The sequence below is a fragment of the Aeribacillus sp. FSL K6-3256 genome, assembly GCF_037965805.1.
Lineage (GTDB): Bacteria > Bacillota > Bacilli > Bacillales > Aeribacillaceae > Aeribacillus > Aeribacillus composti.
On sequence record NZ_CP150188.1, the window covers coordinates 3,647,197 to 3,671,713 of the forward strand.

24 protein-coding genes and 1 riboswitch are annotated in these 24,517 nt (G+C 39.8%); of the genes, 6 read left to right on the forward strand and 18 right to left on the reverse strand.

Annotation, left to right across the window (positions count from 1 at the left end; genetic code table 11):
- Nucleotides 1-3: 3 nt before the first annotated feature.
- Entirely contained in the window at nucleotides 4-447 is a 444-nt protein-coding gene (gene gerQ / locus NSQ84_RS17540) for a spore coat protein GerQ (protein ID WP_063389060.1), read from the forward strand.
- Nucleotides 448-830: 383 nt separating this feature from the next.
- On the opposite strand, the gene NSQ84_RS17545 is transcribed toward gerQ, so the two are convergent.
- The 5 genes from NSQ84_RS17545 to NSQ84_RS17565 form a co-directional block, all read right to left on the reverse strand.
- Nucleotides 831-2,471, reverse strand: a complete 1,641-nt coding sequence (locus NSQ84_RS17545) for a b(o/a)3-type cytochrome-c oxidase subunit 1 (protein WP_063389061.1) — start codon at nucleotides 2,469-2,471, stop codon at nucleotides 831-833.
- Nucleotides 2,468-2,941, reverse strand: coding sequence for a cytochrome c oxidase subunit II (locus NSQ84_RS17550; protein ID WP_063389062.1), 474 nt, complete (start codon nucleotides 2,939-2,941; stop codon nucleotides 2,468-2,470). The genes NSQ84_RS17545 and NSQ84_RS17550 overlap by 4 nt, the downstream gene beginning before the upstream one ends.
- A 15-nt stretch (nucleotides 2,942-2,956) precedes the next feature.
- Nucleotides 2,957-3,073 carry a cytochrome c oxidase subunit 2A gene (locus tag NSQ84_RS17555; RefSeq protein WP_232515720.1) on the reverse strand — a complete coding sequence of 39 codons (117 nt, stop codon included), beginning with the start codon at nucleotides 3,071-3,073 and terminating at the stop codon, nucleotides 2,957-2,959.
- Between the two features lie 325 nt (nucleotides 3,074-3,398).
- Complete coding sequence (locus tag NSQ84_RS17560) at nucleotides 3,399-3,770, reverse strand: DUF423 domain-containing protein (RefSeq protein ID WP_063389063.1); 372 nt, start codon at nucleotides 3,768-3,770, stop codon at nucleotides 3,399-3,401.
- Nucleotides 3,771-3,850: 80 nt separating this feature from the next.
- On the reverse strand, nucleotides 3,851-4,156 hold the full coding sequence (locus NSQ84_RS17565) for a YwdI family protein (RefSeq protein ID WP_063389064.1): 306 nt from the start codon (nucleotides 4,154-4,156) through the stop codon (nucleotides 3,851-3,853).
- A gap of 150 nt (nucleotides 4,157-4,306) precedes the next feature.
- On the opposite strand from NSQ84_RS17565, the gene speE reads away from it, so the two are divergent.
- Complete coding sequence (speE, locus tag NSQ84_RS17570; RefSeq protein ID WP_117016868.1) at nucleotides 4,307-5,155, forward strand: polyamine aminopropyltransferase; 849 nt, start codon at nucleotides 4,307-4,309, stop codon at nucleotides 5,153-5,155.
- Nucleotides 5,156-5,367: 212 nt separating this feature from the next.
- Here speE and NSQ84_RS17575 read toward each other — a convergent pair whose 3' ends face one another.
- Both NSQ84_RS17575 and NSQ84_RS17580 read right to left on the reverse strand, forming a co-directional pair.
- Nucleotides 5,368-5,541, reverse strand: coding sequence for a hypothetical protein (locus tag NSQ84_RS17575; RefSeq protein WP_235600485.1), 174 nt, complete (start codon nucleotides 5,539-5,541; stop codon nucleotides 5,368-5,370).
- Nucleotides 5,542-6,234: 693 nt separating this feature from the next.
- The gene (locus tag NSQ84_RS17580) at nucleotides 6,235-6,918 is read right to left on the reverse strand and encodes a uracil-DNA glycosylase (RefSeq protein WP_327873549.1); all 684 of its coding nucleotides are present in this window, start codon (nucleotides 6,916-6,918) and stop codon (nucleotides 6,235-6,237) included.
- 745 nt (nucleotides 6,919-7,663) lie between these two features.
- Here NSQ84_RS17580 and NSQ84_RS17585 point away from each other — a divergent pair.
- Nucleotides 7,664-8,299 carry a L,D-transpeptidase gene (locus NSQ84_RS17585; protein ID WP_063389070.1) on the forward strand — a complete coding sequence of 212 codons (636 nt, stop codon included), beginning with the start codon at nucleotides 7,664-7,666 and terminating at the stop codon, nucleotides 8,297-8,299.
- A gap of 137 nt (nucleotides 8,300-8,436) precedes the next feature.
- Here the strand turns inward: NSQ84_RS17585 and NSQ84_RS17590 are convergent, their stop codons facing one another.
- Together NSQ84_RS17590 and NSQ84_RS17595 are read right to left on the reverse strand one after the other, a co-directional pair.
- Entirely contained in the window at nucleotides 8,437-9,384 is a 948-nt protein-coding gene (locus NSQ84_RS17590; RefSeq protein ID WP_327873548.1) for an SDR family NAD(P)-dependent oxidoreductase, read from the reverse strand.
- A gap of 82 nt (nucleotides 9,385-9,466) precedes the next feature.
- Nucleotides 9,467-10,039 (reverse strand): TetR/AcrR family transcriptional regulator, encoded by a 573-nt coding sequence (locus tag NSQ84_RS17595; RefSeq protein ID WP_157727879.1) that lies wholly within the window; start codon nucleotides 10,037-10,039, stop codon nucleotides 9,467-9,469.
- Nucleotides 10,040-10,239: 200 nt separating this feature from the next.
- Between NSQ84_RS17595 and NSQ84_RS17600 the strand changes: the two genes are divergently transcribed.
- A complete protein-coding gene (locus tag NSQ84_RS17600) occupies nucleotides 10,240-11,049 on the forward strand; it encodes a bifunctional hydroxymethylpyrimidine kinase/phosphomethylpyrimidine kinase (protein WP_066251370.1) in 810 nt (269 codons plus the stop codon).
- A gap of 61 nt (nucleotides 11,050-11,110) precedes the next feature.
- Here the strand turns inward: NSQ84_RS17600 and NSQ84_RS17605 are convergent, their stop codons facing one another.
- Together NSQ84_RS17605 and NSQ84_RS17610 are read right to left on the reverse strand one after the other, a co-directional pair.
- A complete protein-coding gene (locus NSQ84_RS17605) occupies nucleotides 11,111-12,577 on the reverse strand; it encodes a nicotinate phosphoribosyltransferase (RefSeq protein WP_066251373.1) in 1,467 nt (488 codons plus the stop codon).
- 310 nt (nucleotides 12,578-12,887) lie between these two features.
- Nucleotides 12,888-13,718, reverse strand: a complete 831-nt coding sequence (locus NSQ84_RS17610; RefSeq protein ID WP_240326740.1) for a glycerophosphodiester phosphodiesterase family protein — start codon at nucleotides 13,716-13,718, stop codon at nucleotides 12,888-12,890.
- Nucleotides 13,719-14,011: 293 nt separating this feature from the next.
- Here NSQ84_RS17610 and NSQ84_RS17615 point away from each other — a divergent pair, with 293 nt between their 5' ends.
- On the forward strand, nucleotides 14,012-14,293 hold the full coding sequence (locus tag NSQ84_RS17615; RefSeq protein WP_235600486.1) for a biotin/lipoyl-binding protein: 282 nt from the start codon (nucleotides 14,012-14,014) through the stop codon (nucleotides 14,291-14,293).
- Between the two features lie 41 nt (nucleotides 14,294-14,334).
- On the opposite strand, the gene NSQ84_RS17620 is transcribed toward NSQ84_RS17615, so the two are convergent.
- From NSQ84_RS17620 to nfsA, 6 genes are all read right to left on the reverse strand, one after another.
- Nucleotides 14,335-15,039 carry an RNA methyltransferase gene (locus tag NSQ84_RS17620; protein WP_240326741.1) on the reverse strand — a complete coding sequence of 235 codons (705 nt, stop codon included), beginning with the start codon at nucleotides 15,037-15,039 and terminating at the stop codon, nucleotides 14,335-14,337.
- Nucleotides 15,040-15,533: 494 nt separating this feature from the next.
- On the reverse strand, nucleotides 15,534-15,839 hold the full coding sequence (gene qoxD, locus NSQ84_RS17625) for a cytochrome aa3 quinol oxidase subunit IV (protein ID WP_063389077.1): 306 nt from the start codon (nucleotides 15,837-15,839) through the stop codon (nucleotides 15,534-15,536).
- Nucleotide 15,840: 1 nt separating this feature from the next.
- Nucleotides 15,841-16,455 (reverse strand): cytochrome aa3 quinol oxidase subunit III, encoded by a 615-nt coding sequence (qoxC, locus tag NSQ84_RS17630; protein ID WP_063389078.1) that lies wholly within the window; start codon nucleotides 16,453-16,455, stop codon nucleotides 15,841-15,843.
- Nucleotide 16,456: 1 nt separating this feature from the next.
- A complete protein-coding gene (gene qoxB, locus NSQ84_RS17635) occupies nucleotides 16,457-18,352 on the reverse strand; it encodes a cytochrome aa3 quinol oxidase subunit I (RefSeq protein WP_232515722.1) in 1,896 nt (631 codons plus the stop codon).
- 68 nt (nucleotides 18,353-18,420) lie between these two features.
- Nucleotides 18,421-19,386 (reverse strand): cytochrome aa3 quinol oxidase subunit II, encoded by a 966-nt coding sequence (gene qoxA, locus NSQ84_RS17640; protein ID WP_327873547.1) that lies wholly within the window; start codon nucleotides 19,384-19,386, stop codon nucleotides 18,421-18,423.
- A 486-nt stretch (nucleotides 19,387-19,872) separates the two neighbouring features.
- The gene (nfsA, locus tag NSQ84_RS17645) at nucleotides 19,873-20,622 is read right to left on the reverse strand and encodes an oxygen-insensitive NADPH nitroreductase (RefSeq protein WP_094246395.1); all 750 of its coding nucleotides are present in this window, start codon (nucleotides 20,620-20,622) and stop codon (nucleotides 19,873-19,875) included.
- A gap of 395 nt (nucleotides 20,623-21,017) precedes the next feature.
- A riboswitch (cobalamin riboswitch) is annotated at nucleotides 21,018-21,218 on the forward strand.
- A 139-nt stretch (nucleotides 21,219-21,357) separates the two neighbouring features.
- Here nfsA and metE point away from each other — a divergent pair.
- Nucleotides 21,358-23,655, forward strand: a complete 2,298-nt coding sequence (metE, locus tag NSQ84_RS17650) for a 5-methyltetrahydropteroyltriglutamate--homocysteine S-methyltransferase (RefSeq protein WP_269467020.1) — start codon at nucleotides 21,358-21,360, stop codon at nucleotides 23,653-23,655.
- A gap of 199 nt (nucleotides 23,656-23,854) precedes the next feature.
- Here metE and thiE read toward each other — a convergent pair whose 3' ends face one another.
- Nucleotides 23,855-24,505, reverse strand: a complete 651-nt coding sequence (gene thiE / locus NSQ84_RS17655) for a thiamine phosphate synthase (protein ID WP_117016874.1) — start codon at nucleotides 24,503-24,505, stop codon at nucleotides 23,855-23,857.
- Nucleotides 24,506-24,517: the final 12 nt, after the last annotated feature.

Here is a 24,517-nt window from a genome sequence, read left to right on the forward strand (position 1 = left end):
AACATGAGCAACAAAAAACAGAACCAACGGCAGCAGCAGGGGTATCCAGTTCCTGCAGTTACTCCTGTACAGCCAACCTATCCGTACGGATTTTACGCGCCCAGCGGGTCTGTTATCGGCGCCCCTCCCTCAGCTCAACCAAGCGGCACCAGCGGTCAAGCTGTACCCGGAATGCTTCCGCTTGAAGAATCCTATGTCGAAAACATTTTGCGCTTAAATAAAGGGAAATTGGCCACCGTATACATGACCTTTGAAAACAATCCTGAATGGCCGGCGAAAGTATTTCGCGGCGTCATTGAAGCTGCCGGAAGAGATCATCTCATTTTAAGCGACCCGCAAACAGGAAGGCGATATTTATTGCTGATGGTTTTTTTGAATTACGTCACTTTCGATGAGGAAATCGTATATACATCCCCTCAAAGTCTCGCTTCTTATCCACCAAGATAAGAAAAACGCTAGACAGAGAGAGGCCGGTAGGAATGCTGCAAGACGCTTTATAATTTCTTGAACAGCGCCCTGCCCTTGTCTAGCTTCCTTGTCAAATAGACAGAAGTCTAAGCAGGACAGAAGTCTAAGCAGCCTTGCTTCTTTAATGAAGCAAGGTTATTCAGCTTTTCTATGAGCTTTTATTTTCATTTCGATCTTACTTATATAAATAAAAGCACTTAAATTTCAAAAACGGCCAATAAAGCTTTTTTTCCCTTCGACTTAAAACGTATAATCGAGATTCAGAAAAAATTTCCGATTACCTCCCCCATTTCATCTAGGGCATTTTCCGCATCCATAGCAATAAAAAAAACCGGGCGTGAAAATTCCACGCCCAGTTTCTTCTACCAGAATTTAAATCCCGGTGAACTTGGTGCATTTTCAATGATATCGATGACCGGTACTGTATAAGCGATTACAATTAGCACAACAGACAGACCGATCCAAATTTTCCAATTTTCTAGAAGCAATGGCGTTTTTTCCGCATCTTCATGAACTTCACCAACTGGAAATTCTTCCGTTCCTTTTGGAGCAGCCACTGCCAAATTTATAACAATATAAAGAATCATCAAAATGGCAACGAATAAGATGGCTCCGCCAACCGCCATGATAGTTTGATAAGACATCCATTCCAACGCCTGCGGATGGTCTCCATATGTTGTATAAGCGGTCCGCCGAGGAGCTCCAAACAGACCAACTGTATGCATGGCTCCTGACATTAGGAACATACCGATGCACCAGAAAACGGTTTGAATGATCCCTAATTTATTTAATCGCGGTGTTAACGTTCTGCCTGTTAAATGAGGAACCAACCAATAGGAAATACCAAAAAACGTCAACGCTACAGTGGTGGCCACTGTTAAATGGAAATGTCCTGTTACCCATAAAGTGTTATGAACGACTTGGTTCATTTGGTTACTTGCATTAATGATTCCGCCTGCTCCGCCAGGAATAAAAACGAGCATTCCCATAAACGGTGCAAAAAAGCGAACATCTGTCCACGGAAGCTTTTTCACCCAGCCAAACAGTCCGCTGGCCCCTTTTTCTCTTCCGCTTATTTCAAATGTTGCAAACAAAGCGAAAGCTGTCATTAAAGATGGAACAATGACCATAAACGTCAACACAATTTGCAAAAACTTCCAAAACGGAGTGATCCCAGACTCTAGTATTTGATGATGGAAGCCGACTGGGATGGAAAAAAGAACAAACAGTACAAACGCCAGTCTTGCAAGCGAATCGCTGAAAATTTTCCCGCCTATTATTTTTGGAATGATGACGTACCAGCACATATAGGCAGGCAATAACCAGAAATACACTAATGGATGGCCGAAATACCAAAAAAGTGTTCTGCTTAACAGCACATTGATTTTATCGACTAACCCGAAGGACCAAGGAATAAACTGGAATAATACCGTTACTGCTACGCCCAATGTTGCTATGATCCATAAAATCATTGTGGCAACTGCCATAAAGCTTAATAGAGGAGACGGCTTTCCTTCATTTTTCTTTTTCCAGACAGCGTATTGGCTAAACATGCCAGCTCCGCTTACCCAGCTGCCGACTACAACAAGCGTCAGACCGATATAAAACCATGGCGATGCTTTAAGTGGTGCATAAAAAGTGTATAGAACGGTCGCTTTATTTAATAAGATCATAACCGTTGTAATCGCTGTTCCAATCGTCATAAGCCAAAAGCCGATCCAAGCCGACTTTTTGGCAAACGGAGTTAAATCACCTGTCGTCCGACTCATGGAAGCATATAAAAAACCAATGATAAAAAATGTTGTAAAAACAAGTGCCAACAAAACGCCATGAGCAGTCAAAAGCTGATAATATCCGATCCCTGCCGGAAGCTCAAGCGTTCCGCTTCTAACAAAAGCCTGCAATAACCCGGCAATCGCTCCTAAAAACAATGCAATATAACCAACTGCAATATGGGCGAGCGCCAGCTTTCCATCGTTTGGGTGAAGCGCTGTATTTTTCATGCTTTTGTCACCTCAATTTTCGTGCTCATCATTTGGTGCCCAGTACCGCAATATTCGTTGCAAATTATTAAATAGCTGCCGGGTTTATGAAATGTATGTGTAAGCGAATTCACATGTCCCGGGGTCACCATCATGTTTACATTTGTGCCAACGATTTCAAGGCCATGAACAACATCTTTGCTTGTCACGATAATATGAACTTTTGCTCCCTCCGGTATTTTTATGTCATTCGGCATAAAGGCAAAAGCTTGAGAAACTATAACAAGTTCGTATTCGTTGTCTCCAATTTTCTTTAAGCCTGGTTGATTAAACGGCTCTGTCGTGTCTACTTTTTGCGGATCCAATGTGGTCAGATCACTCGGCGGATGATGACCTTGTGCAAATGCACTGATGCCCACGATTGTTAAAAACATCACAAGCGTACCTATACCTATTAATAGCCAAACCTTTTCAAGTCTGTGCAAATGCAAGATGATCCCCCTCCTTTATAATCGTTGAATAAATAAGTAGTAAACTCCAAACCAAGAAAGTATTAAAAAAAGAGCCAGCATAAGAACGGATAAAAAAGTGCCAAATAACGAATATTCTTTCTTTTGAGCAATTTCCTGCTCTTTTTTATCGGAGATGAATTCTTTTGCCACCCATAACACCACCTTTTCTTCTTTTAAAAAAATTGTAGTTTAGCTTACGTTAGTCAATCTGTGAAAAAAATCACATTTTCCATAGTACTTTTTGACAGTATGTTGAACAAAAAACATTGCATTCACACTGAATCTTCTATCATTAGGAAGCTAGGAGCCAAAATGAACGGGACACATTTTTGGATGAAGCTCTGGCTATGACCTTTGAATCGGTTAAGAAGGTCACCCTTTCATTTCTTTGCACAAAAAAAACGCCTGTCCCGATATAGTAGACAGACGTTTATATTTACATATATTTAACTGCAGCAACAGCAAGAAGAACCCATGCAATTAAAAATGAAATGCCTCCAAGCGGCGTAATTGCACCTAACACTTTGATCTGCGTCACACTTAATATATACAGGCTTCCGGAAAACAGGAGAATACCGATGAGCATCAGCCACCCGGCCCAATTTGCATAGCCTGCCTGCGGATGCTGCTGCAAAAACAGAGCCGTGACAAAAAGGCCAATCGAATGGAACATTTGATATTGTACACCTGTTTGCCATGTCTCCAAATATTTTTGCGGAATTTTCCCTTCCAAACCATGGGCGCCGAATGCTCCTAAAGCTACAGACAAAAAAGCACCGACGGCTCCAAGAATGAAAAATATTTTCATCATCTTCACCCCTTTTTCCCTTCATCTTACCTTATCGTCCGTTTTTTTTAAATGAAGATTTTACAGATGACAAGATTTTGTTAGAAATCAAAAATAGATTCTCCATTTGCATCGTCTTCGACCAACAAACGTTCTTTCATTGTCAGCGTTTTGCTGTTTGCATTTCCGATCATTTTTTCCAGCTCTAATGGAGTTATTTCACTTTCGCTTTTTGGCTCTTGAATAGCTGAAAAATCATAATTTTCCTCTTGTTGATCCAAAATAACATCACATAAAGAACGGATGACAAGAAGCCGGGCTTTTAGATCATGAGGTGTTCCTGCTGCCTTTGCCTTTTTCAGTTCCTCCTCCATTTTTCCTATTATGCTTGAGACCGGTATATTCAACTCCTATCGCTCCTTATTGAAAGATAATGATCTTGCTTTTTTATCATATTTGATTTTTTCCTTATTGACAAACTTGTCTGCTTCATTCACTTTTCATAACAAACTTGTTACAATAAGTAAGGAATTTTTGAGCACAAGGAGGGCCTGCAGATGGACAATCAATATTTGCAAACAATAAACGGCGATTTATGGTTAACAGAAGATGAAAGAGAAAATTTAAAAATCAGCTATAGAATCAAAGAAGTGCTTTTTTCAAAGCAATCCCCTTTTCAAAATGTTATGGTATTGGATTCATATGATTTTGGCCGCATGCTAGTGCTAGATGGAGTTGTGCAAACCACTTCTATTGATGGGCATATATATAATGAAATGATTTCCCATATCCCGCTCAATCTCCACCCAAATCCGGAAAAAGTGCTGATCATCGGCGGCGGAGACTGCGGTGTTGCCAGAGAAGTATGCAAATATGATTCAGTGAAGGAAATCGATATGGTGGAAATTGACGAGCTTGTCGTTTCCGCATGCAAGGAGCATCTGCCTGAAGTGTCAGGAAACTTAAGCGACCCGCGCGTAAATTTCTTATTTATTGACGGCGTGAAATATGTAGAAAACAAACAAAATGAATACGATGTGATCATTGTTGACTCTTCTGACCCGATTGGACCGGCAGAACAGCTGTTTTCAAAAGATTTTTATACCAACCTATATAAAGCGTTAAAAGACGATGGCCTCATGGTATGCCAAAGTCAATCGCCTGTTTTCCACTTGGATGTTTTAAAACGGTCTTATAGCCATATTCAATCTTTATTCCCGATTACAAAACTATACACAGCTGTTGTTCCTACATATCCGGGAGGACTATGGAGCTTTACAATCGGATCGAAAAAATATGAAGATGTAAAGTCGGACAATTTTTCGAAAGATACAAAATATGTAAATCAAGCTATTCTCGAAGGGTGCTTTAAGCTTCCTGAGTTTTTGCAGCAAGCATTGAAATAATGGAGCTGGCCCAAAAGTCATTGAAAGTTGGCTTTTTGGGCCTCTATTTGTTTTGACAAAAAAACATACTTTCTAGTAAAAATGCAAGCGTCAAACGAACAATAAAGAAAGAACTGTGTGCTGCAAAATAAAGTACATAATATTGCAATCAGACAAAGACGAGAATTTGCTTAAAGAAACGCAAAAAGTGAGAGGCGATGGTAAAGCACCTCTCACTTAGATAAAATCTCTTTTGCAACTGGGAATTCGCCTATTTGCTCATATTTTTGAAGCAGTTGTTTTGAGATTTGAATTGGATATTCTGCTTTTTCATTTTGGGTAACGCCTAATACCTCAATCAATCTGGAATGAAATTCTTCTAGACTAGGCACTTTACCTTCTTGCATATACTCTTTTTGAATTTTGAGAAGGAAAAATGCGATCTCTGCCCGCTCCTCACCATTTAAATCTTTTTTCAGAGCAACGTAATCAATATTAATAATAAGTCAGGAGATATCTTTTGATTACCAATAATCTTTATTAATAGATTTTTAAAAGCTCTACCTAATAATTTAAGTTATAAATTTCTTTATCTAACCTTTCTACCTGATTCTAAAAAATTTCAATCATTCCGAGCTATTTCTATCATCCATACTCGATCTCCTCCTGTTCTTTTCTTTCAACTGGACGAAAGATCAGAATCACTTCTACAATGGCTTTAGCTCCAATTCTTATAGCTGTGGCTCCAAGCGGCTTCTTCATAGCATCGTATCCGAAAAAAGAGCCTTTTGTCCGACGAGGGTGCACAAATCTATTCTTGAAGAAAAACCGAGGCAGAAAGTGCGCCCCGTCATATTAAAGGCAATCGGTCGTTCCGCAGATTTTCTTTTCGAGGGCTTTCGAAAGTCCAAACGGAGTTGGAATTGTGGCCATGGAACACAATCTATTGAAAGCGACCGGAAAGTCATTCACTTTCAACAGAATCTCCAAAAAAATAAAAAGACGGATGAAGAAAAACTTTATGATGTTTCTTCATCCGTTTTATTTTTGGATAGTCTCTTTTTCACGTTTCCACTTATCACGCAAACGGCAGGCAGCAATTAAATGTCATTATCGCTGATGCACCAGTCAATTTCTTCTGATCCGATGGACTTTAAAAATTGATTTGCTTTAGAAAAAGGCCTGCTGCCAAAAAAGCCTCTGTTTGCCGAAAATGGCGATGGATGCGGCGACTCAATGACAAAATGCTTATTCATGTTAATCATTTCTTTTTTCGCCTGTGCATGCCTTCCCCATAAAATAAAGACGACTGGACGCTCTCGCTCGTTTAAATAGCTAATCACTCGATCGGTAAATTGTTCCCATCCTTTTCCTTTATGAGAATTGGCTAGTCCCTGCCTTACCGTCAGCACAGTGTTCAATAATAGAACACCTTGCTTCGCCCATTTGACAAGATGACCGTGGTTTGGAGGCTTGCAGCCGAGATCGTTCTCAAGCTCGATGAAAATATTTTTCAGAGACGGCGGCTGAGCGATCCCCGGCTTTACGGAAAAGCTTAATCCATGTGCTTGATTTGGCCCATGATACGGATCTTGGCCTAAAATGACAACCTTTACTTCTTCATAAGGCGTGTAATGCAAAGCATTAAAAATGTCGTACATATCCGGATAAATCGTATGATGGGCATATTCCTGCTTCAAAAATTCCCGCAGCTCTTTGTAGTATGGCTTTTCAAACTCTTCTTTCAACAGTCCCCACCAATCATTTTTTAAAATCTGCTTCAACGTTTGCCACCCTCTTAGCTTCTACTGATCTATCACTATTTTTAATGTTATGATGATTCGGCTTTTTTTGTCAAAGGGTGACAGCTGTCGCTAATATTTTGCAAAATGTTCCACATGAAACATTAAGGCTTTCGACAGAAGCAAGAGGGCAAAAATCGCAGTAAAGACTGAAATATCAACTTTTTTGCCGTTCCCATTATAAAGTGAGAAGCTTGGTGCCCTAAACGTACGAAAAACATTTGATGCATTTTTATCACGTTTAAACAAGCCGTAATGCTCCAAGATAACGCAAATGTTCTGACGATTCTATTGATTTTCGTCTGTTAGAAACTCGCAGGTAAACGGAATATCCATTCATTTTTAACAAATACCGAATAGCCAAATGAGACAAAGCTCGTCATTGAAAAAATGCTGAAACAGACGGACAAGGCCTACGACATCAAAGGTGCTGCCCCCTCGATGCTTTAATATGGCAGACGCCATAAGGAAGGCATTTTAGGCGAGGGTCATGATCCTGAGGCATACCTCATCCCAATCATTTGCTAGAAGAGGTTTCGAGCTTGATGTCGATACACAAGACGGAAATAATTTTTTTGCTTGCTCCTTTATTAAGTTCACAAAAAAATTATTTATGTTTCTTTTTGATTACAAATTTTTTCGTAATTGCTGCTTTTTTTGAATAGTTCTTTGCATAAGCACATAATTTTATAAAGAGAATGGACAGAAAGGACAGGTTTAAAAACATATGAGCATAAAGAAAATCTATATAGGTATCGCATTTATTTCTTGTTTCTTTTTTATTCTTTCATCACCAGTTGCAGCTGAACAAAAGATTGATGGTCAGCTGATCATAATAAACAAGAGCGTAAATAAGCTGGCATTTTTTGAAGACGGAATTCTTCAAAGAGTATTTCATGTTGCAACAGGAAAATATGCTCAGCTAACTCCAGAAGGCATTTTCCCCATTGTCACAAAAATTAAAAACCGCCCTTATTTTAAAGAAAAGATTCCAGGAGGAGACCCGAGAAATCCATTGGGTGATCGCTGGCTTGGTCTTGATGCTTTAGGATATTATGGAAATAATTTTGCCATTCACGGCAATAATAATCCAAGATCGATTGGAACGTATGCAAGCAGCGGATGTGTCCGCATGCATAACGCCGAAATTCGCTGGCTCTTTGAAAAAGTTGAGCTGCATACGCCAGTCATTATTCTCAAATCCAATAAAAGCTTTGACGTTATTGCAAAAGAGCACGGATATTATACTGAACAAGGGGTTCCTGTCACTATTCGGAATGGAAGAGTGCTGTTTGAAAGGGAACAGTTAACGAAATCACCCGAAAATATGTATTCACCGCAGGGAGCTTTTGCTAAACAATAAACCATGGGGCGGAGACGGAGCAAGCAGCTGAATTACTGCGTTCCACTCAAAAGGTTTGCTGAATTAGACGAAATCGGGAAAGTATTGAGCATTTAGTCTCTCCGTTCCATGCGAAGCCAGTTGCAACATCGGGGTGATCACGCTTCTTCTTGATGTTTCATAAAATCAACAGTTGCGATGATGCCTTGTTCGTAAGGAGTTTTTAGCAGCGGCCCGATTCTTTTTTCAAATTTTTCATCCGATAATACGACAGGCTCTTCGACTAAGTACATCATTTCAACCATTTCCTTCATCATCGGGCTGAATAACCCTAAAAAATAAATCATCGATTTCGTGACAACACTTACTTTCTTTTCATATTGAAGCTTTTCCCTCAAGATTTGAATAATTTCCCGTCCGGAAATAACTCCCGCCCCCGGTATATTCCAGTGCTCATGATAGGTATCGTCCCTTAATGCAAGCTCAACTAAAGCTTTGGCACCGTCCGGCAAAAAAATATATTCCCTCGGTATATTTAAATCCCCGATAAATTGAGATCGTTTATTTTGGACAACTTTTTTTAACGTATGATGCAACAATGTTTTTTCCCCACATGGGCCGTAAAAATCGGGGAAGTGAGCGATTAAGTAGTCTACTCCGCTCTTTTCCACCATTTCAGCAAGCCGCAATCGTATTTTTCCTTTTTTTGTATGAGGATTTTTCGGGTCAGTCTCGGACATTGTTTTTCCATTTGACCGGCCATATGCATAAATATTATCAACGACAACAAGCTTAGCTTTTTCTTTTTTTGCTGCCGCCAGCACATTTTCCATGATGATCAGTAGATCTCTCTCCCACTGCGGATACGGTATGTTAATGGCATGGAAAATCCATTCCGCACCTTCGCATGCTTGCAAGATGCTGGATCGATGGAGGGCATCTCCAGCGACAATGCTGACGCGATCGTTCAAACGGTGAAGCATTTTTTTCATTTTTTCTGTATTGCGGGCTACGCCGACAACCTCAATATTCTCTCTATTCAGCAATTCATGAACTAAATTGTAGCCCATTCCGCCTGATGCACCTAAAATAACCGCTTTTTTCATCCTTTTTACCTCCGATCTTAAAATTAACCATTGGTCAATAATATGCAAAAAAGTAAATAAGCTTAAGTGCTTATTACTTTTTTCAACTTAAAAATCCTTTGATTAAAAAAGCAACATATTGTTCAGCAAGTCCTTCCATATCTTTATACTCAGCATCGGTCTGTACATATTTCGTTACAAAACCGCTTACTGCAAGAAACAAACACCAAATGACTGTTGGATTTGCTTTATCTGGAGCAAACTGAAAAATAGCCTGCGCAAAACGTTCATATGACTTATTCGGCTCTTGCTCCATCAGCATATCAAGCTCGAGATTTTGTGTTAAAAACATCAGCTTATAATGACTTTTATATGTCAGCCCGAATTCAATAAACTTTAACAAGATCGTTTTTACAGCTTCTTCTTTAGAAGAATACGAGGCTTGCAGCACTTTTTCTAACAGCCCGTCTAAAAATTGAAAATCCGTCTGCACAATTTTATAAAAAAGCTCTGCTTTATTTTGAAAATGATAATAAAGCGCTCCATGTGTGCAGTGCAATTCTTTGGCGATTTCTCGCATGGAAACATGTTCATATCCTTTTATGACAAAAAGCTCTCTAGCAGCATTCATAATTGCCTCTTTCGTTAATTCAGTGTCTTTTTTTCTAGGAGCCAATTGTTCCATTCCTTTCTTAACAACAACAAGCGTTCCTCTGACTTTGGCGTGTTGGCATTTAGCTGCATTCTTATTTATTAACCGATGGTTAATTATATTTTAATCCTTTTTATGTTTTTAAGCAAATGTTTTTCTCTTCTTATGGTACAAACTGCTATAATGTTGTTATAAAATCTTTACAGCTGGATGGAGGTAACAAAATGACAATGAAAAAAGCCTTGACGATCGCAGGTTCCGATTCCAGCGGTGGAGCAGGTTTACAAGCGGACTTAAAAACGTTCCAAGAATACGGAGTTTATGGAATGACTGCGGTCACTACAATTGTAGCAATGGATCCTCATAACGGATGGCAGCATCAAGTATTCCCTATTGAAATCGATACCATAAAGGCCCAGCTTGCAACGATTATAGAGGGAGTCGGTGTAGATGCCATGAAAACCGGAATGCTCCCGACAGCAGAAATTGTCGAGCTGGCAGCAGATACAATTAAAAAATATAATTTAAAAAACACGGTCATCGATCCTGTCATGGTATGCAAAGGGGCAGATGAAGTGCTTTATCCCGACCATGCGGAAGCGATTCGCAATTCTCTGACAAAAGTCGCGACGGTTATTACTCCAAATCTCTTTGAAGCAGGGCAATTGAGCGGGTTAGGTACTATTCAAACAGTCGATCAAATGAAAGAAGCAGCTGCCATTATTCATGATCTTGGTGCAAAATATGTTTTGGTGAAAGGCGGCGGAAAGCTTGAACATAAATATGCTGTTGATGTTTTATATGACGGAAAGGATTTTGAAATCCTAGAAGGCGAACGAATCGACACAACCTATACACATGGTGCTGGGTGCACATATTCAAGCGCGATTACAGCTGAACTAGCAAATGGCAAAACGGTTAAAGAAGCCGTTTATTCCGCCAAAAAGTTTATTACAGCAGCCATCCGCCATTCCTTTCCTTTAAATCAATATGTCGGCCCAACTTGTCATGCCGCATTAAGATTATACGAATAAATAATAGAGCCGAATCGATTAGCTCACGACCATTGTGGCTGTTCGTTCGGCTCTTTTCATGTTAATAATCCATATTTTTAACTTTTTGCTTTACTTCCTCAATATTTCTCATTTTATTTTCCCAGCACAATTCGCTCAGATCAACAGGGTATTCGGCAGGATTTAAAATGCGTTTATATTCATCCCATAACAGCTCCAAATTTTCTTTTACATATGACCGGATTTCTTCCAATGAAGGACATTCATACGTAAGCTCGCCATCAACAAAAATATCGTGATGCAAATCCTTTGCCGTAAAATCGGTTACATATTTTTTGATAAATGTATGGACAGGATGGAACATTTTCAGCCGCTTTTCTTTTTGCGGCTGTTCAAAATGTAATGTAATATAATCTCCTTCAGCCCTCTTATCCTTGTTGTTGATAATTCGATATACATTTTTCAAGCCTGGTGTTGTCACTTTTTCCGGATTTGATGAAATTTTTATTGTATCGACTAATTTGCCGTCGTCCCCTTCAATGGCAACCAATTTGTACACAGCTCCCAATGCAGGCTGGTCGTAGGCGGTAATCAGCTTCGTTCCAATTCCCCACACATCGATTTTCGCTCCTTCAGCTTTTAAATTGACAATCGTATGTTCATCAAGATCGCTCGAAGCTATAATTTTTGCGTTATGGAAACCAGCATCATCAAGCATTTTTCTCGCTTTTTTGGACAGATAAGCCAAATCCCCGCTGTCAAGGCGAATACCGATAAAATTAATTTTATCGCCAAATTCTTTTGCAACCCGAATGGCATTCGGAACACCGGAGCGAAGCGTATCATATGTATCCACCAAAAAAACGCAGTCTTTATGAGTACTTGCATATTTACAAAATGCAACATATTCATCACGATACGTTTGAACAAATGCATGTGCGTGGGTTCCGGAAACAGGAATTCCGAAAATCTTCCCTGCTCGGACATTGCTTGTCCCATCAAAGCCGGCAATATAAGCTGCACGGGTTCCCCAAATAGCTGCATCCATCTCATGGGCTCTTCTTGTTCCAAATTCAAGCGCTGATTCATTTCCAATAATTTGTTTAATTCTTGAAGCCTTTGTTGCGATAAGCGTTTGATAGTTCACAATATTTAAAAGAGCTGTTTCAATAAGCTGCGCTTCCCCTAGAGGGGCTTCCACACGCAAAATCGGTTCATTTCCAAATACAAGCTCTCCTTCTTTCATGGACCGAATCGTGCCGGTAAAACGAAGGTTCTCCAAGTAACGGATAAAATCTTCTTTGTAATTCAGCTCTTCCCTTAAATAAGCAAGGTCCTCTTCTGTGAAGCGGAAATTTTGTATATAATCAATAATTCGTTCCAGGCCGGCAAAAACAGCGTAACCGCTCCCAAAAGGAAGTCTTCTAAAAAACAACTCAAAAACTGCCTTTTTTTGGTGGATGTCATCCCTCCAATACGATTCGACCATGTTGATTTGGTATAAATCGGTATGGAGCATCAAACTATCATCATTATACATTTTCATCATCATGAAACCCCCATAATATTTAATCGCTGTCTGTTCCATACGGAATGTTGAAATGTCCAAGAGGCCCATTTGTGTCTAGCGGCGATGATAGATGGATGAAGCCTGTTCAGCAAAAATTTGAAACCTTTCAGAGCAGGCATCCCCTTCAAGCTTCCTTGCAATCTATCAGATCTTTCTAACGGGCTTAATCGTTGAAACAAATCTCAAGGACGAATCTCCATTATATTATGAAAGCACTAACCGTATTGTACTCCTTTCTATACCGTCATTCAATATTTGCCAAAATTAGTGTCCATTTTAAAAGCCGAAATTACCTAATCCTGCTTCTTTTACTATAAGAGGGTGATTTTGGCAAATTTGTCAAATAATCGGGATAATCCGTAATAATTCCATCGACATTCATGGCCATCAAATGTTGAATATCGTGTATATCTCTAGCTGTATAAGGCATAATTTTCATGCCGCTCTGATGAATCATATAAACTAATTTAGGGGTTACAAGCGCTTTATTCGGATTGATATATGTCGCAAATGCTGCATATTGCTGTAAATGCTCCTCCGTAATAGCGCCATGTCTATATCCGATGAGCACTCCAAGAGAAATCGATGGCAAGACACTGTGGAATTCCTGTAAAAAAGCGGTATCAAAGGATTGAACGACCACATTCAGTTGCTGATCCCCTTTTTCGATCAGTTCTTTTGCCAACCTCTCTACAATGCCGAACTGCTTTTTCGGTTCTTTAACTTCTATTAAAAAATTGATCTTCCCCCTGTATTTCTTAAGGACATCGCATAAAAGCGGTATTTTTTCTCCGGAAAATTTTCGATGAAACCAGGCTCCAGCATCAAATTGTTTTAGTTCTTCATATGTGAAATTTTTAACTAAACCTGACCCGTTTGTTGTACGATCAATCGTTTCATCATGAATAACGGCGAGCAACCCGTCTTTCGTCATCCGTACATCCAATTCTAAATAATCCGCCTTCATGTCAATAGCGAGATCAAAAGCTGCAAATGTGTTTTCCGGAGCATATCCAGATGCTCCCCGGTGTGCGACGGCAATTGTTTTGTTGGGCTCTTTTTGAAAATGAAATATTTTATAAAAAAAGCGGTGAACATAATAACGAACATAATCAAGCATGCATAACCATCCCCGTTTTTTTGGATTTATACTAAATAATAATCACTTACATTAATTTATAACATTTTTTTTACAATTTTATTTTTCTTTTGCAGGATATTTCGTTTTGGAATAGAATAGTATTTAGAATATAAAAAAATTTTTAATTAACGCATCTTACAACACACCATTGTTTCCAGCCTGCACCTCATGATGAGAAGTTTTGGCCAAATCTCCTCTTCATAACACCCATTTCGCTTTTGTCCCGGATTATGCCCTATGCAAAAAATCTTAAGTTCAAGGAGAGTGATGGAATGATTAGAAAAGACGTGATGACAAAAACATGGGGAAATAAAGAAATTGTGACAAGTCCGTTTTATGGTGTCATAAAAAAAATTATGACCGAAGCAAAAAACCGGATTTATGAATGGGAACCGTTGTTTACCATTCAAACGGATGAGGGTACTCTTGTCCAAATCAGCGTCGGTATTGGAGGAATCATTGACAAGCTGTTCGTCAAAGAGGGAGATCGGGTTATTCCTGGAGCAGTCTTAGCATATATTGATGAAGATTTAATAGTCACTGGCAGCGATTAAGAATTAGGACCCCTAAGAAGAAAAAAGGGGTCCAGTAATAGCTACTTGTATTGAGCAACAACAATTTTTCTCAACCGGTTATTTAACGACTTAAGCATCCAATCCCGAAAGATCTCCTGTTTTTCTTCCAATGTTAAATAATACTCGGCGCCAGCTCTCCCCTTTGCAAGATCCGTTATATGTTTAATTGACAAGGCAGCAGCAACGGAAATGTTTAAGCTTTGCACAAATCCTTTCATAGGAATTACAAACGTTCTGTCAGCCATGTCAACCGCCTCTTTTGAAACACCGCTATGTTCATTTCCAAAAACAAGGACAGTCGGTCTGCTTACATCAAGCTTTTCAAGAGGAACAGCCTGTTCACTCAAATGGCTAACATATATTTGATATCCTTTCTTTTTTAATTGACTGATGGCTGCACTAATATCTGATTGATAATCAATTGTCAGCCATTTGTCTGCACTTTTCGTCACCAATTCATTAGGGGCAAAAGGCGCTCTTCCGGTGACAACCGTTACATTCTGCACGCCAAAAGCTTCGGCAGAACGAAGAACAGCCGCTTGATTATGGCCGTCATCCACCGCTTCCAACAATATGGATACGTAACGAGTCCGTTCCTTCAATACCTCATATAAACGATTCAGTCTTTCCGGCACAATCATATCAAGAATTTGGCGATCCTCATCATTTACAATCTTCTCTTTCAGCAATAATTCCACAATATTATTTTCTTTATTAACATTCACATCCCTTTACCTCCTTGAAAGCACGTGCGGGTAAGAAGATCGAACGTTCTCATTTATTATACGTCTTCTCCAAAAAAAATCTACCTCCTATAGCTGGAAACGTTATAGATCAGGTTAAATATAAACAGTTTATCCACATTATCTTTGTACTGTTTCGTTCGTACTCATTGGGCAAAAACAACAAAGTATCAAAATTTGTTTTTTTAAAAGAAGAGAATTTCCGCAAAGCTTCTTTGTATATATCAACGGATATTCACAGGAAATCCCCCTACTATAAACAGCTTTTACACATATTTTATCCACATATCCACATTAGCTATCCACATTTCGTATTGGCACATTTGTTCCCTACTACATATATGATTAAATAATTCACATTTGTTGATAAACTTATCCACTTATGCACAGCTTACAAACGGAAAACACTCAATTGCTTGTTTTGAACAAAAAAATCCCGAAAAGAGGTTTCGTAACCTTTTTTCGGGACGCTTATGTTAATAGTGATGTTGATGGCCTAAGGACATAACCCATATAGACCCTGCAACAATGACAATTGCGATATAGATCCCGTAATAAATCATTGTTGCCTGCCAAGAACCGCTTTCTCCTTCTTTCATATGCATGAACAGCAAAAGCTGAATAAACGCTTGGCAAAATGCTAAAACGACAATTAATGTAATAATCGTATTTGTCGGCAGATCGGTTGAAAATGTAATCCACACCGCCAATAACGTCAATATTATGGACAACAAAAACCCGAAGACATGCTTCCAAGGAAATCCTTTTTCGTTTTGTGCCAAGTTAACTCACCATCCCTGTCAAATAGACGAGTGTGAAGAGGAAAATCCAAACGACATCAAGGAAATGCCAATATAGACTTGAAATAAACACTTTTCTTGCCGTATCCGCGTTAAGGCCTCTTTTCAGCACCTGCAAAATGATAATCAAAATCCAAAATATCCCGATCGTGACATGAAGCCCGTGCGTTCCAACAAGAGCGAAGAAGGATGAAAGGAACGCGCTTGTTTGCATTGTTGCACCTTCATGAACAGCATACAAAATGAACTCTTCTATTTCAAAGTACAAAAAACCGATTCCCAACAATATCGTAACAATCAGCCAGCCGATCATACCGGCTTGCTTGCCTCTTCGCATTTCATAAACGGCAAGACCACAAGTGAAGCTGCTTGTAAGCAGAAGAAAAGTTTCAATCAAAACTGTTTTCAATTCATACAATTCCTCGGGACCTGGTCCGCCCGCTGTTCTGGAGACGAGCACAAGATACGTAGCAAAGAGGGTGGCAAACAGGGCAAGCTCTGCCCCGAGAAAAATCCAAAAACCTAAAATATTTAATTGATTTTGTTTCGTTGAATACTCAAGTGGAAGATTCGATTGTTTTGGAGCAATTTCCGACATGTTACTCCCTCCCTGCTTCCGTCTGTTTAATTTCTTCGACCGGCACATAGTATCCATCATCATATTCAAAAGAGCGCAAAATCATGCAGATGATAACGCCGATCAATCCGATGATCGCAACCGGCATCCATTCGAAAACTAAACCGAAGCCGGCTATAAAGAAGAAGATCGACATGATGAAAGGCCGCCCCGAATTTGATGGCATATGGATTGGTTTATATTCCGGCTCCTCTTCTTCTTTTCCTTCTTTCCGTTCCTTCTTCATCATCCACCAAGCGTCAAGACCTTTTACCTGCGGTGTTACGGCAAAGTTGTAATGCGGTGCAGGCGACGGAATAGACCATTCCAGCGTCCGGCCATCCCAAGGATCTCCCGTGAGGTCACGCTCGCCTTTAAAGTACGTGTACACAACATTAATACACAGGAAGATAAAGCCGATTCCCATCATAACTGCGCCAATAGTCGAAATGACGTTTAATTCCGTCCAGCCGGCATCTGCCGGATATGTGTAAATTCTTCTTGGCATGCCCATAAATCCTAAAACATATTGCGGCAAGAAACATACATTAAAGCCAAGGACGAAAAACCAGAACGTAATTTTGCCGAGCTTTTCATTTAAAATGACGCCAAACATTTTCGGATACCAATAATGAAGCGCTGCAAAGACAGCAAAGACCGTACCGCAAATTAACGTATTATGGAAATGGGCTACAAGGAAATACGTATTATGATATTGGTAATCGGCCGCAGCCATCGAAAGCATCACACCTGTAACCCCGCCGATGACGAAAGTTGGAATAAACGCCAAAGACCATAGCATCGCAGATGTGAATTTGATTCGACCTTTATATAAAGTGAAGAGCCAGTTAAAGATTTTTACCCCTGTCGGTATGGCTATCGCCATCGTCGATACAGAGAAAAATGCATTAACCGGGGCTCCTGAACCCATTGTGAAAAAGTGGTGCACCCAAACGAGCATACTTAATACAGAAATCGCCACCATGGACCAAACCATGGCTGTATAACCGAAAAGACGTTTTCTTGCAAACGTTGAGACAACTTCTGAAAAAACCCCAAACGCTGGCAAAATGGCAATATACACTTCCGGGTGCCCCCAAATCCAGAACAGGTTCGCCCAATGCATTGGCACTCCATCGCCTGAAAGCGTAAAAAAGTGAGTGCCAAATATTCTGTCCAACGTCATTAATGCTAAAGCAACCGTCAATACCGGAAAAGCGAAAACAACCAATATAGACGTAATAAGTGTTGCCCATGTAAACATCGGCATGCGCATTAAAGTCATTCCAGGAGCTCTCATTTTTAGAATCGTTACAATGAAATTAATACCGGAGATTAATGAACCGATCCCTGAAATTTGCAATCCTAATAAATAATAATTTTGGCCCGGCCCCGGGCTGAGTTCATTTCCAGCAAGAGGCATGTATGCCGTCCACCCTGCATCCGGTGAGCCGCCGATCACAAATGAAATGTTGAACAGCAAGGCGCCAAAGAAAAACGTCCAGAAGCTGAGTGCATTCAAATACGGGAACGCCACATCTCTAGCTCCAATTTGGAGAGGAACTGCAATGTTCATGATCCCGAATATGAACGGCATTGCCATAAATAAAATCATAATGGTTCCATGTGTAGTGAAAATTTCATTATAATGCTGTGAATCTAAAAACGTATTATTTGGCACTGTCAATTGGGCGCGCATTAAAAGTGCGTCTACGCCCCCTCGGAATAGCATTAATACGGCGGAAATAATATACATAATCCCTATTTTTTTATGGTCAACAGTCGTTAGCCACTCTTTCCACAGCCATTTCCATTTTTTAAAATAGGTTAACACAAAAACGATACCAATAATTGTTAATACAATAGCTGCATCCGCCATATATATAAGGGGTTCGCCGGTAACGAAAAATTCATCCCATTTCACAGCACGTTCCTCCTTCCTTCCGATTAATGTCCTTCGTGCTGATGGCTTTCATGTTCACGATTATCATGATGATCAGATTCAACTTCCTCCAATTTTATGGTACCGTGCTTTTCTTTTGCAGGGATATTGTCTAAATGCTCACCTGGTTTCGCAAAATCAACCCACGCCAAATGTGTTCCAGAAAAAGTCAATTTATCTTTTAAAACTCCGACTTGGATGATTTCGTTAAATTGTTTTTTCGTCAGCAATGGAGCTGATGCTTGTGTTTCTTTCACCCATTTATAAAAATCTTCTTTTTCCATTGCGTTCACATCAAATGTTTGATGGGCAAATCCTTCTCCTGTAAAATTTGAATTCCGCCCTTTAAACGTACCGACATGATCAGCCTGCAAATAAAGAGTCATTCCCATTCCAGCCATATTATATTTTTGTCCGCCCAGCTCTGGAATCCATAAAGCGCTCATCCCGCCGACAGCTGTCAATTTAAATTCAACTGGAACATCTTTTGGAATGTTGACATAATTGACTGTTTCAATATTTTCCTCCGGATAGCTGAAAATCCATTTCCAATCGGCTGCTGTCGCATGAATTACAATTGGTTCAACCCCTCTAGATTCCTTCGGCGGTTTTTCAAGCTCAAAAGTCGCCTTAATCGTTGGTATCGCCAATGCAATGACAATCAACACAGGAATAGCTGTCCAAATGATTTCCAGAAGTGTATTTCCGTGCTGGTCAGGAGGCTCATAATCAAGATTTTCCGGTCTCTCCCTGTATTTCCATAAAATAACTGCAAACAGCACAAAGATGACAACAATAATAAACAGCATAAACCAAATTGACCAAAGGATTAAATCCTTTTGAACCTCTGCAACAGGCCCTTTCGGATTTAATAAAACAAAGCGTTCACTGCAACCTGTCAACAAAAAAAGCAATGACAGTGGTAAAACCTTCATAAACAAGTTCAACCATTTTTGTTGTTGTGCCGGCATTTTCGATCCCTCTCAAATCAGAAATGTTTTAAATTTTCATAAAAACCGACTTAATCGATTCAAAAAATAATTGAGTTGTAAATGAACTTTATCACATTTTTATCGAAATAAACTTTAATTCAAAAAACAGTCAAGAAACGATAAATTTTTTGTAAAATTTTTGCCACGAATCTGACACAATATAGAGAAATTCCGTTTTTTCAGGGAATCTTCTCTATATTTTCCAAATAAAAGCTGATGGGAATGTATTTTCGAGGGATGTACATGAAGAAGCTGAAAAATGACGTTTTCATCTGTTTTCTTGAACCGATGTATCATTCTAAATTTGCCAAGTGAGGAAATAAGCAAAATGAGTTAGCAGCCGAGTCAGGGGAAAAATAAACAAATTCATGCTGAAAGGAAGAGTTCGGATAAATGACTTACATACAATTTTCTGTTCAAAAATAAAGCTCCTATCTTCATAAAATCGAGATAGGAGCTGAAGCTTTAGTTTAAATTCAATCCTTTTTTCTGAACAAATTGCTTCATGTACATTCTTGTCGGATTCGAAAGCATGCGAGCCATTTGACCAGTCCAAGTATCTTTGCGAATCCCGTTTGTTCGCTGATCATAATAATTGGATACTATTTCATTATATTGTTCAAGCTCGCGCACATATGCTTCTTGATCTTGCTTATATTCTTCCTCATGATAAATATGCTCAAAAGGTATTCTTGGTTTTTTCGCCGTTTCTTTTGCAGGGTAGCCGACAGTTAATGCAAAAAGAGGGATGACCTTGTTTGGAATTTTCAACAGCCTCGATACTTCTTCTAAATTATTGCGGATGCCTCCGATGTAGCAAATGCCGAGTCCCATTGACTCAGCCGCTAACGCAGCATTTTGAGCGGCCAGTGCAGCATCAATGAGAGCTACCATAAATTTTTCAGTGCTCCTCAATGAATCTTCTACATTTTTGCCTTCCATTTCACCAATGACTTCATGACGGTGCAAATCAGCGCAAAAAATAAATAAATGTCCGCTCTTCTCTACGTAAGCTTGGTTTCCTGCCAGTTCAGCGAGCTTTTTTTTCGTTTGTATATTTTTCACCCCGATAATGGAATAGGCTTGCATGTAACTTGAAGTTGAAGCGGCTTGGGCGCATTCGACAATTAATCGGATTTGCTCATCTGTCAAAGGCCGATCCTCAAAATGACGAACTGAACGGTGATTTAAAATGGTTTTGATAATGTCGTTCAACATAATCATCCTTTCTATAATCCCACTTATTTTTTGAAAAATCACACTTCTTCCAATCCAAGTATTAACATGAAAATACTGCTCTTTCAAATGATTCGTATTGAAAAATACGTTTTTTATAGCTCCTTTTTCAGTGAAGGCTCCAAGCACCTAATTTTACCATCGTATCTCAAACTATTCACTGCAACGATCCTGTATTGTAAACAACAAAATTTTTCGAATTTACGTTATTAGAAAAATTAAATTTTAAAAACGACCCTCTAAACACACAATTTGTATGTGAATTCCTGCTTCTGTCCATTGATTTCCCAAAATAGGGCAGCACTTTTCTGAACCTAAAAAATAGGGATTGAAAAAACAAAAAAAATCATCTATTCTGATAATTATAGTTTCATATAGTGTTCCAAGCAGCAGGTGCGTCATATTTCATCAGCAATATGCGCTTAAAAGGGAAGATTGGTGAAATTCCAACACGGTCGCGCCACTGTGATGGGGAGCTTTCGGCCAACATCCACTGTTTCAATGTTTGAAATGGGAAGGAGGATCGAAAGCGATGATCCTAAGTCAGGAGACCTGCCTGTTGTATGCACTGCCACCTACGCGTCATAGGGAGGAGTGATGAAGCCATGTTGAGATTTAAGCCCTACATGTATCTCAACACGAGTTAGAGTCCACAATTCCCTCTTTTACGCGTAAAAAGAGGGTTTTTTTATTATGTGTTGAGATACAAATCAAATGGGGGTGTCAATATTGACATTAATTAGTTCAAATCTTGGCTATCCAAGAATTGGTGAAAGAAGAGAATGGAAAAGAGCGCTGGAATCATTTTGGAACGGAAACATTTCAGAAAGCAGCTTGGAGGAAACATTAAAAGATATACGTCTTCTCAATCTGAAAAAACAGAAGGAAAAAGGAATAGACCTGATTCCTGTAGGAGATTTTTCATTATATGACCATGTCCTCGATACTGCATTTATGTTTGGGTATATTCCTTCTAGATTCCAGCATATGGAGCCGACTTCATTAAAAACATATTTTGCAATGGCTAGAGGCTCTGATGAAGCAGAAGCAATGGAAATGACCAAATGGTTCAACACAAACTACCATTATATTGTTCCGGAGCTTGAAAATAAAACGCCGGCGTTAGTAAAGAACCGTCTGCTTGAACTTTTTCAGGAAGCGAAAAACGAGCTGAATATTGAAGCAAAACCGGTTTTGCTAGGTCCAATTACTTTTTTAAAGCTGGCAAAACAATACGATCAACACGATTTTCATAAACATTTGTCTGCTTTAATTCCTGTTTACGTCCAATTGTTGACGGAACTTGCTCAGGCCGGTGCGAAATGGGTGCAAATTGATGAGCCGATTCTTGTACAGGAGCTAGATGATTCATCGATTCCTTTGTTTAAAGAGGTATACGATGCTTTCCACAAAGCGCTTCCTTCGTTAAATATCATTTTGCAAACATACTTTGAAAGTATAACCCATTATCAAGAAATCGTGTCTCTTCCTGTCGCTGCAATTGGCCTGGACTTTGTACATGATCATGGCGTCAATCTGTCGAACATCAAAACGCTCGGCTTTCCGAAAGACAAAATTCTCGCAGCTGGTTTGATCGACGGCCGCAACATTTGGAAAGCATCCTTAGTATCAAAAGCTAAGGAAATCGATGATCTTGCGCAATATGTAGATATTGATAGATTGATCATTCAGCCTTCATGCAGCTTGCTTCATGTACCTGTTACAGTTCAAAACGAACAGAGCTTGCCGTCCATATTGAAAAATGCTCTTTCCTTTGCTGATGAAAAATTGGATGAAGTAAATGAACTCGCTCAATATGCAAAAGGGAAAAGAACGATCGATGATTTAAAACAATATGACCGCTCTTATACGGATTTTATCCATTCTTCCTTTCGGACAAATGAGAAGGTTCAAGAGGCCAGCAAAAATATCGGAGCATATCCAACGAAACGCTTGGATTATACCGAACGGCAAAAACTGCATAAAAAAAGATGGAATCTGCCGATTTTACCGACTACTACGATCGGAAGCTTTCCGCAGACGAAAGAAATCCGGCAAATCCGCTTAAAATGGCGGAAAGGCGAATATACAAACGAGCAGTATGAATCGGTCATCAATAATGAAATAAAAAAATGGATTGACATTCAAGAACAGCTCGGTTTAGACGTATTCGTCCATGGGGAATTTGAACGGACCGATATGGTCGAATTTTTCGGGGAAAAATTAAATGGAATTGCTGTTACAAATAACGGCTGGGTGCAATCATACGGGTCACGATGCGTGAGACCGCCGATTATTTACGGAGATGTAGCATTTGATCAGCCGATGACCGTAAAAGAAAGCGTATATGCACAATCACTGACAAGCAAGCCTGTTAAAGGGATGCTGACAGGACCTGTCACGATCCTAAACTGGTCATTTGTGCGCAATGACATCGACCGTATAAGCGTTCTTCGCCAGCTCGCCCTTGCCATTCGCGAAGAAGTGCTAGCTTTAGAGAAAAATGGAATAGGCATGATTCAAGTTGATGAGCCTGCATTACGTGAAGGATTGCCTCTGAAACAATCAAAACAAAAAGAATATATCGAAGGAGCTGCTGAAGCCTTCAAGCTCGCCACCAGCTCTGTTCGCCCGGAAACACAAATCCATACTCATATGTGCTATTCGCAATTTGAGGATATCATGGAGGCAATTGATGACCTTGATGCGGATGTCATTTCTATTGAATCTTCCCGAAGCCATGGAGAGCTTGTTCATGCTTTTGAAACGTATCAATATAAAAGAGAGATTGGCTTAGGCGTATATGACATTCACAGCCCGCGAATTCCATCCGTTGAAGAAATGGCAAAAAATATCGACCGCGCCTTAGCAGTGCTTGACGTGCGCCAGTTTTGGGTTAACCCTGACTGCGGGCTAAAAACAAGATCAGTGGATGAAACGATTAGTGCTTTAAAAGTCATGGTCGAAGCTGCGAAAACCTATCGAGAAAAAATAACTGCTGCACAAATTTAAGAAAAGTATGGCCCGATTCTCTCAGCAGTCAAATCCCGATAAAACCGGCAGAAATGTCAGTTTCTATACTTTCATTTAAAAAAGGAGCCTTGCCGCTCCTTTTTTACGTTTATAAAAGAACTCCCCTTTCGCCGACTTTCAAAAGCCGAACCTATATGTAAATATTTTATATCCACAAAATCTTATTGAAAAAAATGTTTCACATCGTTGCTTTCTTCAGTTGAGCTGCACTTTCCTTAACATCATCCGCTAGACAAATGGCAGAAATGACGGAGATGCCGTCTGCTCCGCTAGCGATCACCTGACCGGCGTTGGCGATGTTGATCCCGCCAATTCCGACAATAGGGATGTCGATCCCTTGTTTGCGCATGCTTTCAATCAATTTTGGACCTTGTGGCTTTTTTGCATCCTCTTTCGTGTTTGTAGAAAAGATTGGCCCCACACCGATATAATCAGCGCCTTGGACAACCGCCTTTTGCGCCTCTTCAATTGTATGTGCAGAAACGCCTAAAATTTTGTCACCGATTTTTTTCCGGACAAGATCAGCCGGTTCATCCTCTTGCCCGATATGAACGCCGTCTGCATCTAGTTCAATAGCCAGATCAACGTCATCGTTGACAATAAACGGAATGTGATGTTTTTGGCAAATAGCCTGCAGCTCTTTTCCAAGCCGCCATTTTTCTTCGCCTGTTAAAGCCCACGCACCTTTTTCACGGTATTGAAAAAGCGTAATTCCGCCTGCAATCGCCTCTTCAAGCACATCAGCAGGCTTCCTTTTGCAGTTTACACTGCCCATAATAAAATACACCTTTAGCAGCTCCCGCATTTTATTTGCCGACACTCGCGCCATGTTTATCACCTT

What these genes read in the sequence shown, in the direction of transcription:
- NSQ84_RS17575 (WP_235600485.1), bottom strand. Translation starts at nt 5,541, where the DNA reads ATGCAAGAAGGTAAAGTGCCTAGTCTAGAAGAATTTCATTCCAGATTG.
- NSQ84_RS17585 (WP_063389070.1), top strand. Translation starts at nt 7,664, where the DNA reads ATGAGCATAAAGAAAATCTATATAGGTATCGCATTTATTTCTTGTTTC.
- NSQ84_RS17590 (WP_327873548.1), bottom strand. Translation starts at nt 9,384, where the DNA reads ATGAAAAAAGCGGTTATTTTAGGTGCATCAGGCGGAATGGGCTACAAT.
- qoxC (WP_063389078.1), bottom strand. Translation starts at nt 16,455, where the DNA reads ATGTCGGAAATTGCTCCAAAACAATCGAATCTTCCACTTGAGTATTCA.
- metE (WP_269467020.1), top strand. Translation starts at nt 21,358, where the DNA reads ATGGGGGTGTCAATATTGACATTAATTAGTTCAAATCTTGGCTATCCA.
- NSQ84_RS17545 (WP_063389061.1), bottom strand. Translation starts at nt 2,471, where the DNA reads ATGAAAAATACAGCGCTTCACCCAAACGATGGAAAGCTGGCGCTCGCC.
- NSQ84_RS17600 (WP_066251370.1), top strand. Translation starts at nt 10,240, where the DNA reads ATGACAATGAAAAAAGCCTTGACGATCGCAGGTTCCGATTCCAGCGGT.
- NSQ84_RS17605 (WP_066251373.1), bottom strand. Translation starts at nt 12,577, where the DNA reads ATGATGAAAATGTATAATGATGATAGTTTGATGCTCCATACCGATTTA.
- NSQ84_RS17610 (WP_240326740.1), bottom strand. Translation starts at nt 13,718, where the DNA reads ATGCTTGATTATGTTCGTTATTATGTTCACCGCTTTTTTTATAAAATA.
- gerQ (WP_063389060.1), top strand. Translation starts at nt 4, where the DNA reads ATGAGCAACAAAAAACAGAACCAACGGCAGCAGCAGGGGTATCCAGTT.
- NSQ84_RS17615 (WP_235600486.1), top strand. Translation starts at nt 14,012, where the DNA reads ATGATTAGAAAAGACGTGATGACAAAAACATGGGGAAATAAAGAAATT.
- speE (WP_117016868.1), top strand. Translation starts at nt 4,307, where the DNA reads ATGGACAATCAATATTTGCAAACAATAAACGGCGATTTATGGTTAACA.
- qoxB (WP_232515722.1), bottom strand. Translation starts at nt 18,352, where the DNA reads ATGGCGGATGCAGCTATTGTATTAACAATTATTGGTATCGTTTTTGTG.
- qoxA (WP_327873547.1), bottom strand. Translation starts at nt 19,386, where the DNA reads ATGCCGGCACAACAACAAAAATGGTTGAACTTGTTTATGAAGGTTTTA.
- NSQ84_RS17560 (WP_063389063.1), bottom strand. Translation starts at nt 3,770, where the DNA reads ATGAAAATATTTTTCATTCTTGGAGCCGTCGGTGCTTTTTTGTCTGTA.
- thiE (WP_117016874.1), bottom strand. Translation starts at nt 24,505, where the DNA reads ATGGCGCGAGTGTCGGCAAATAAAATGCGGGAGCTGCTAAAGGTGTAT.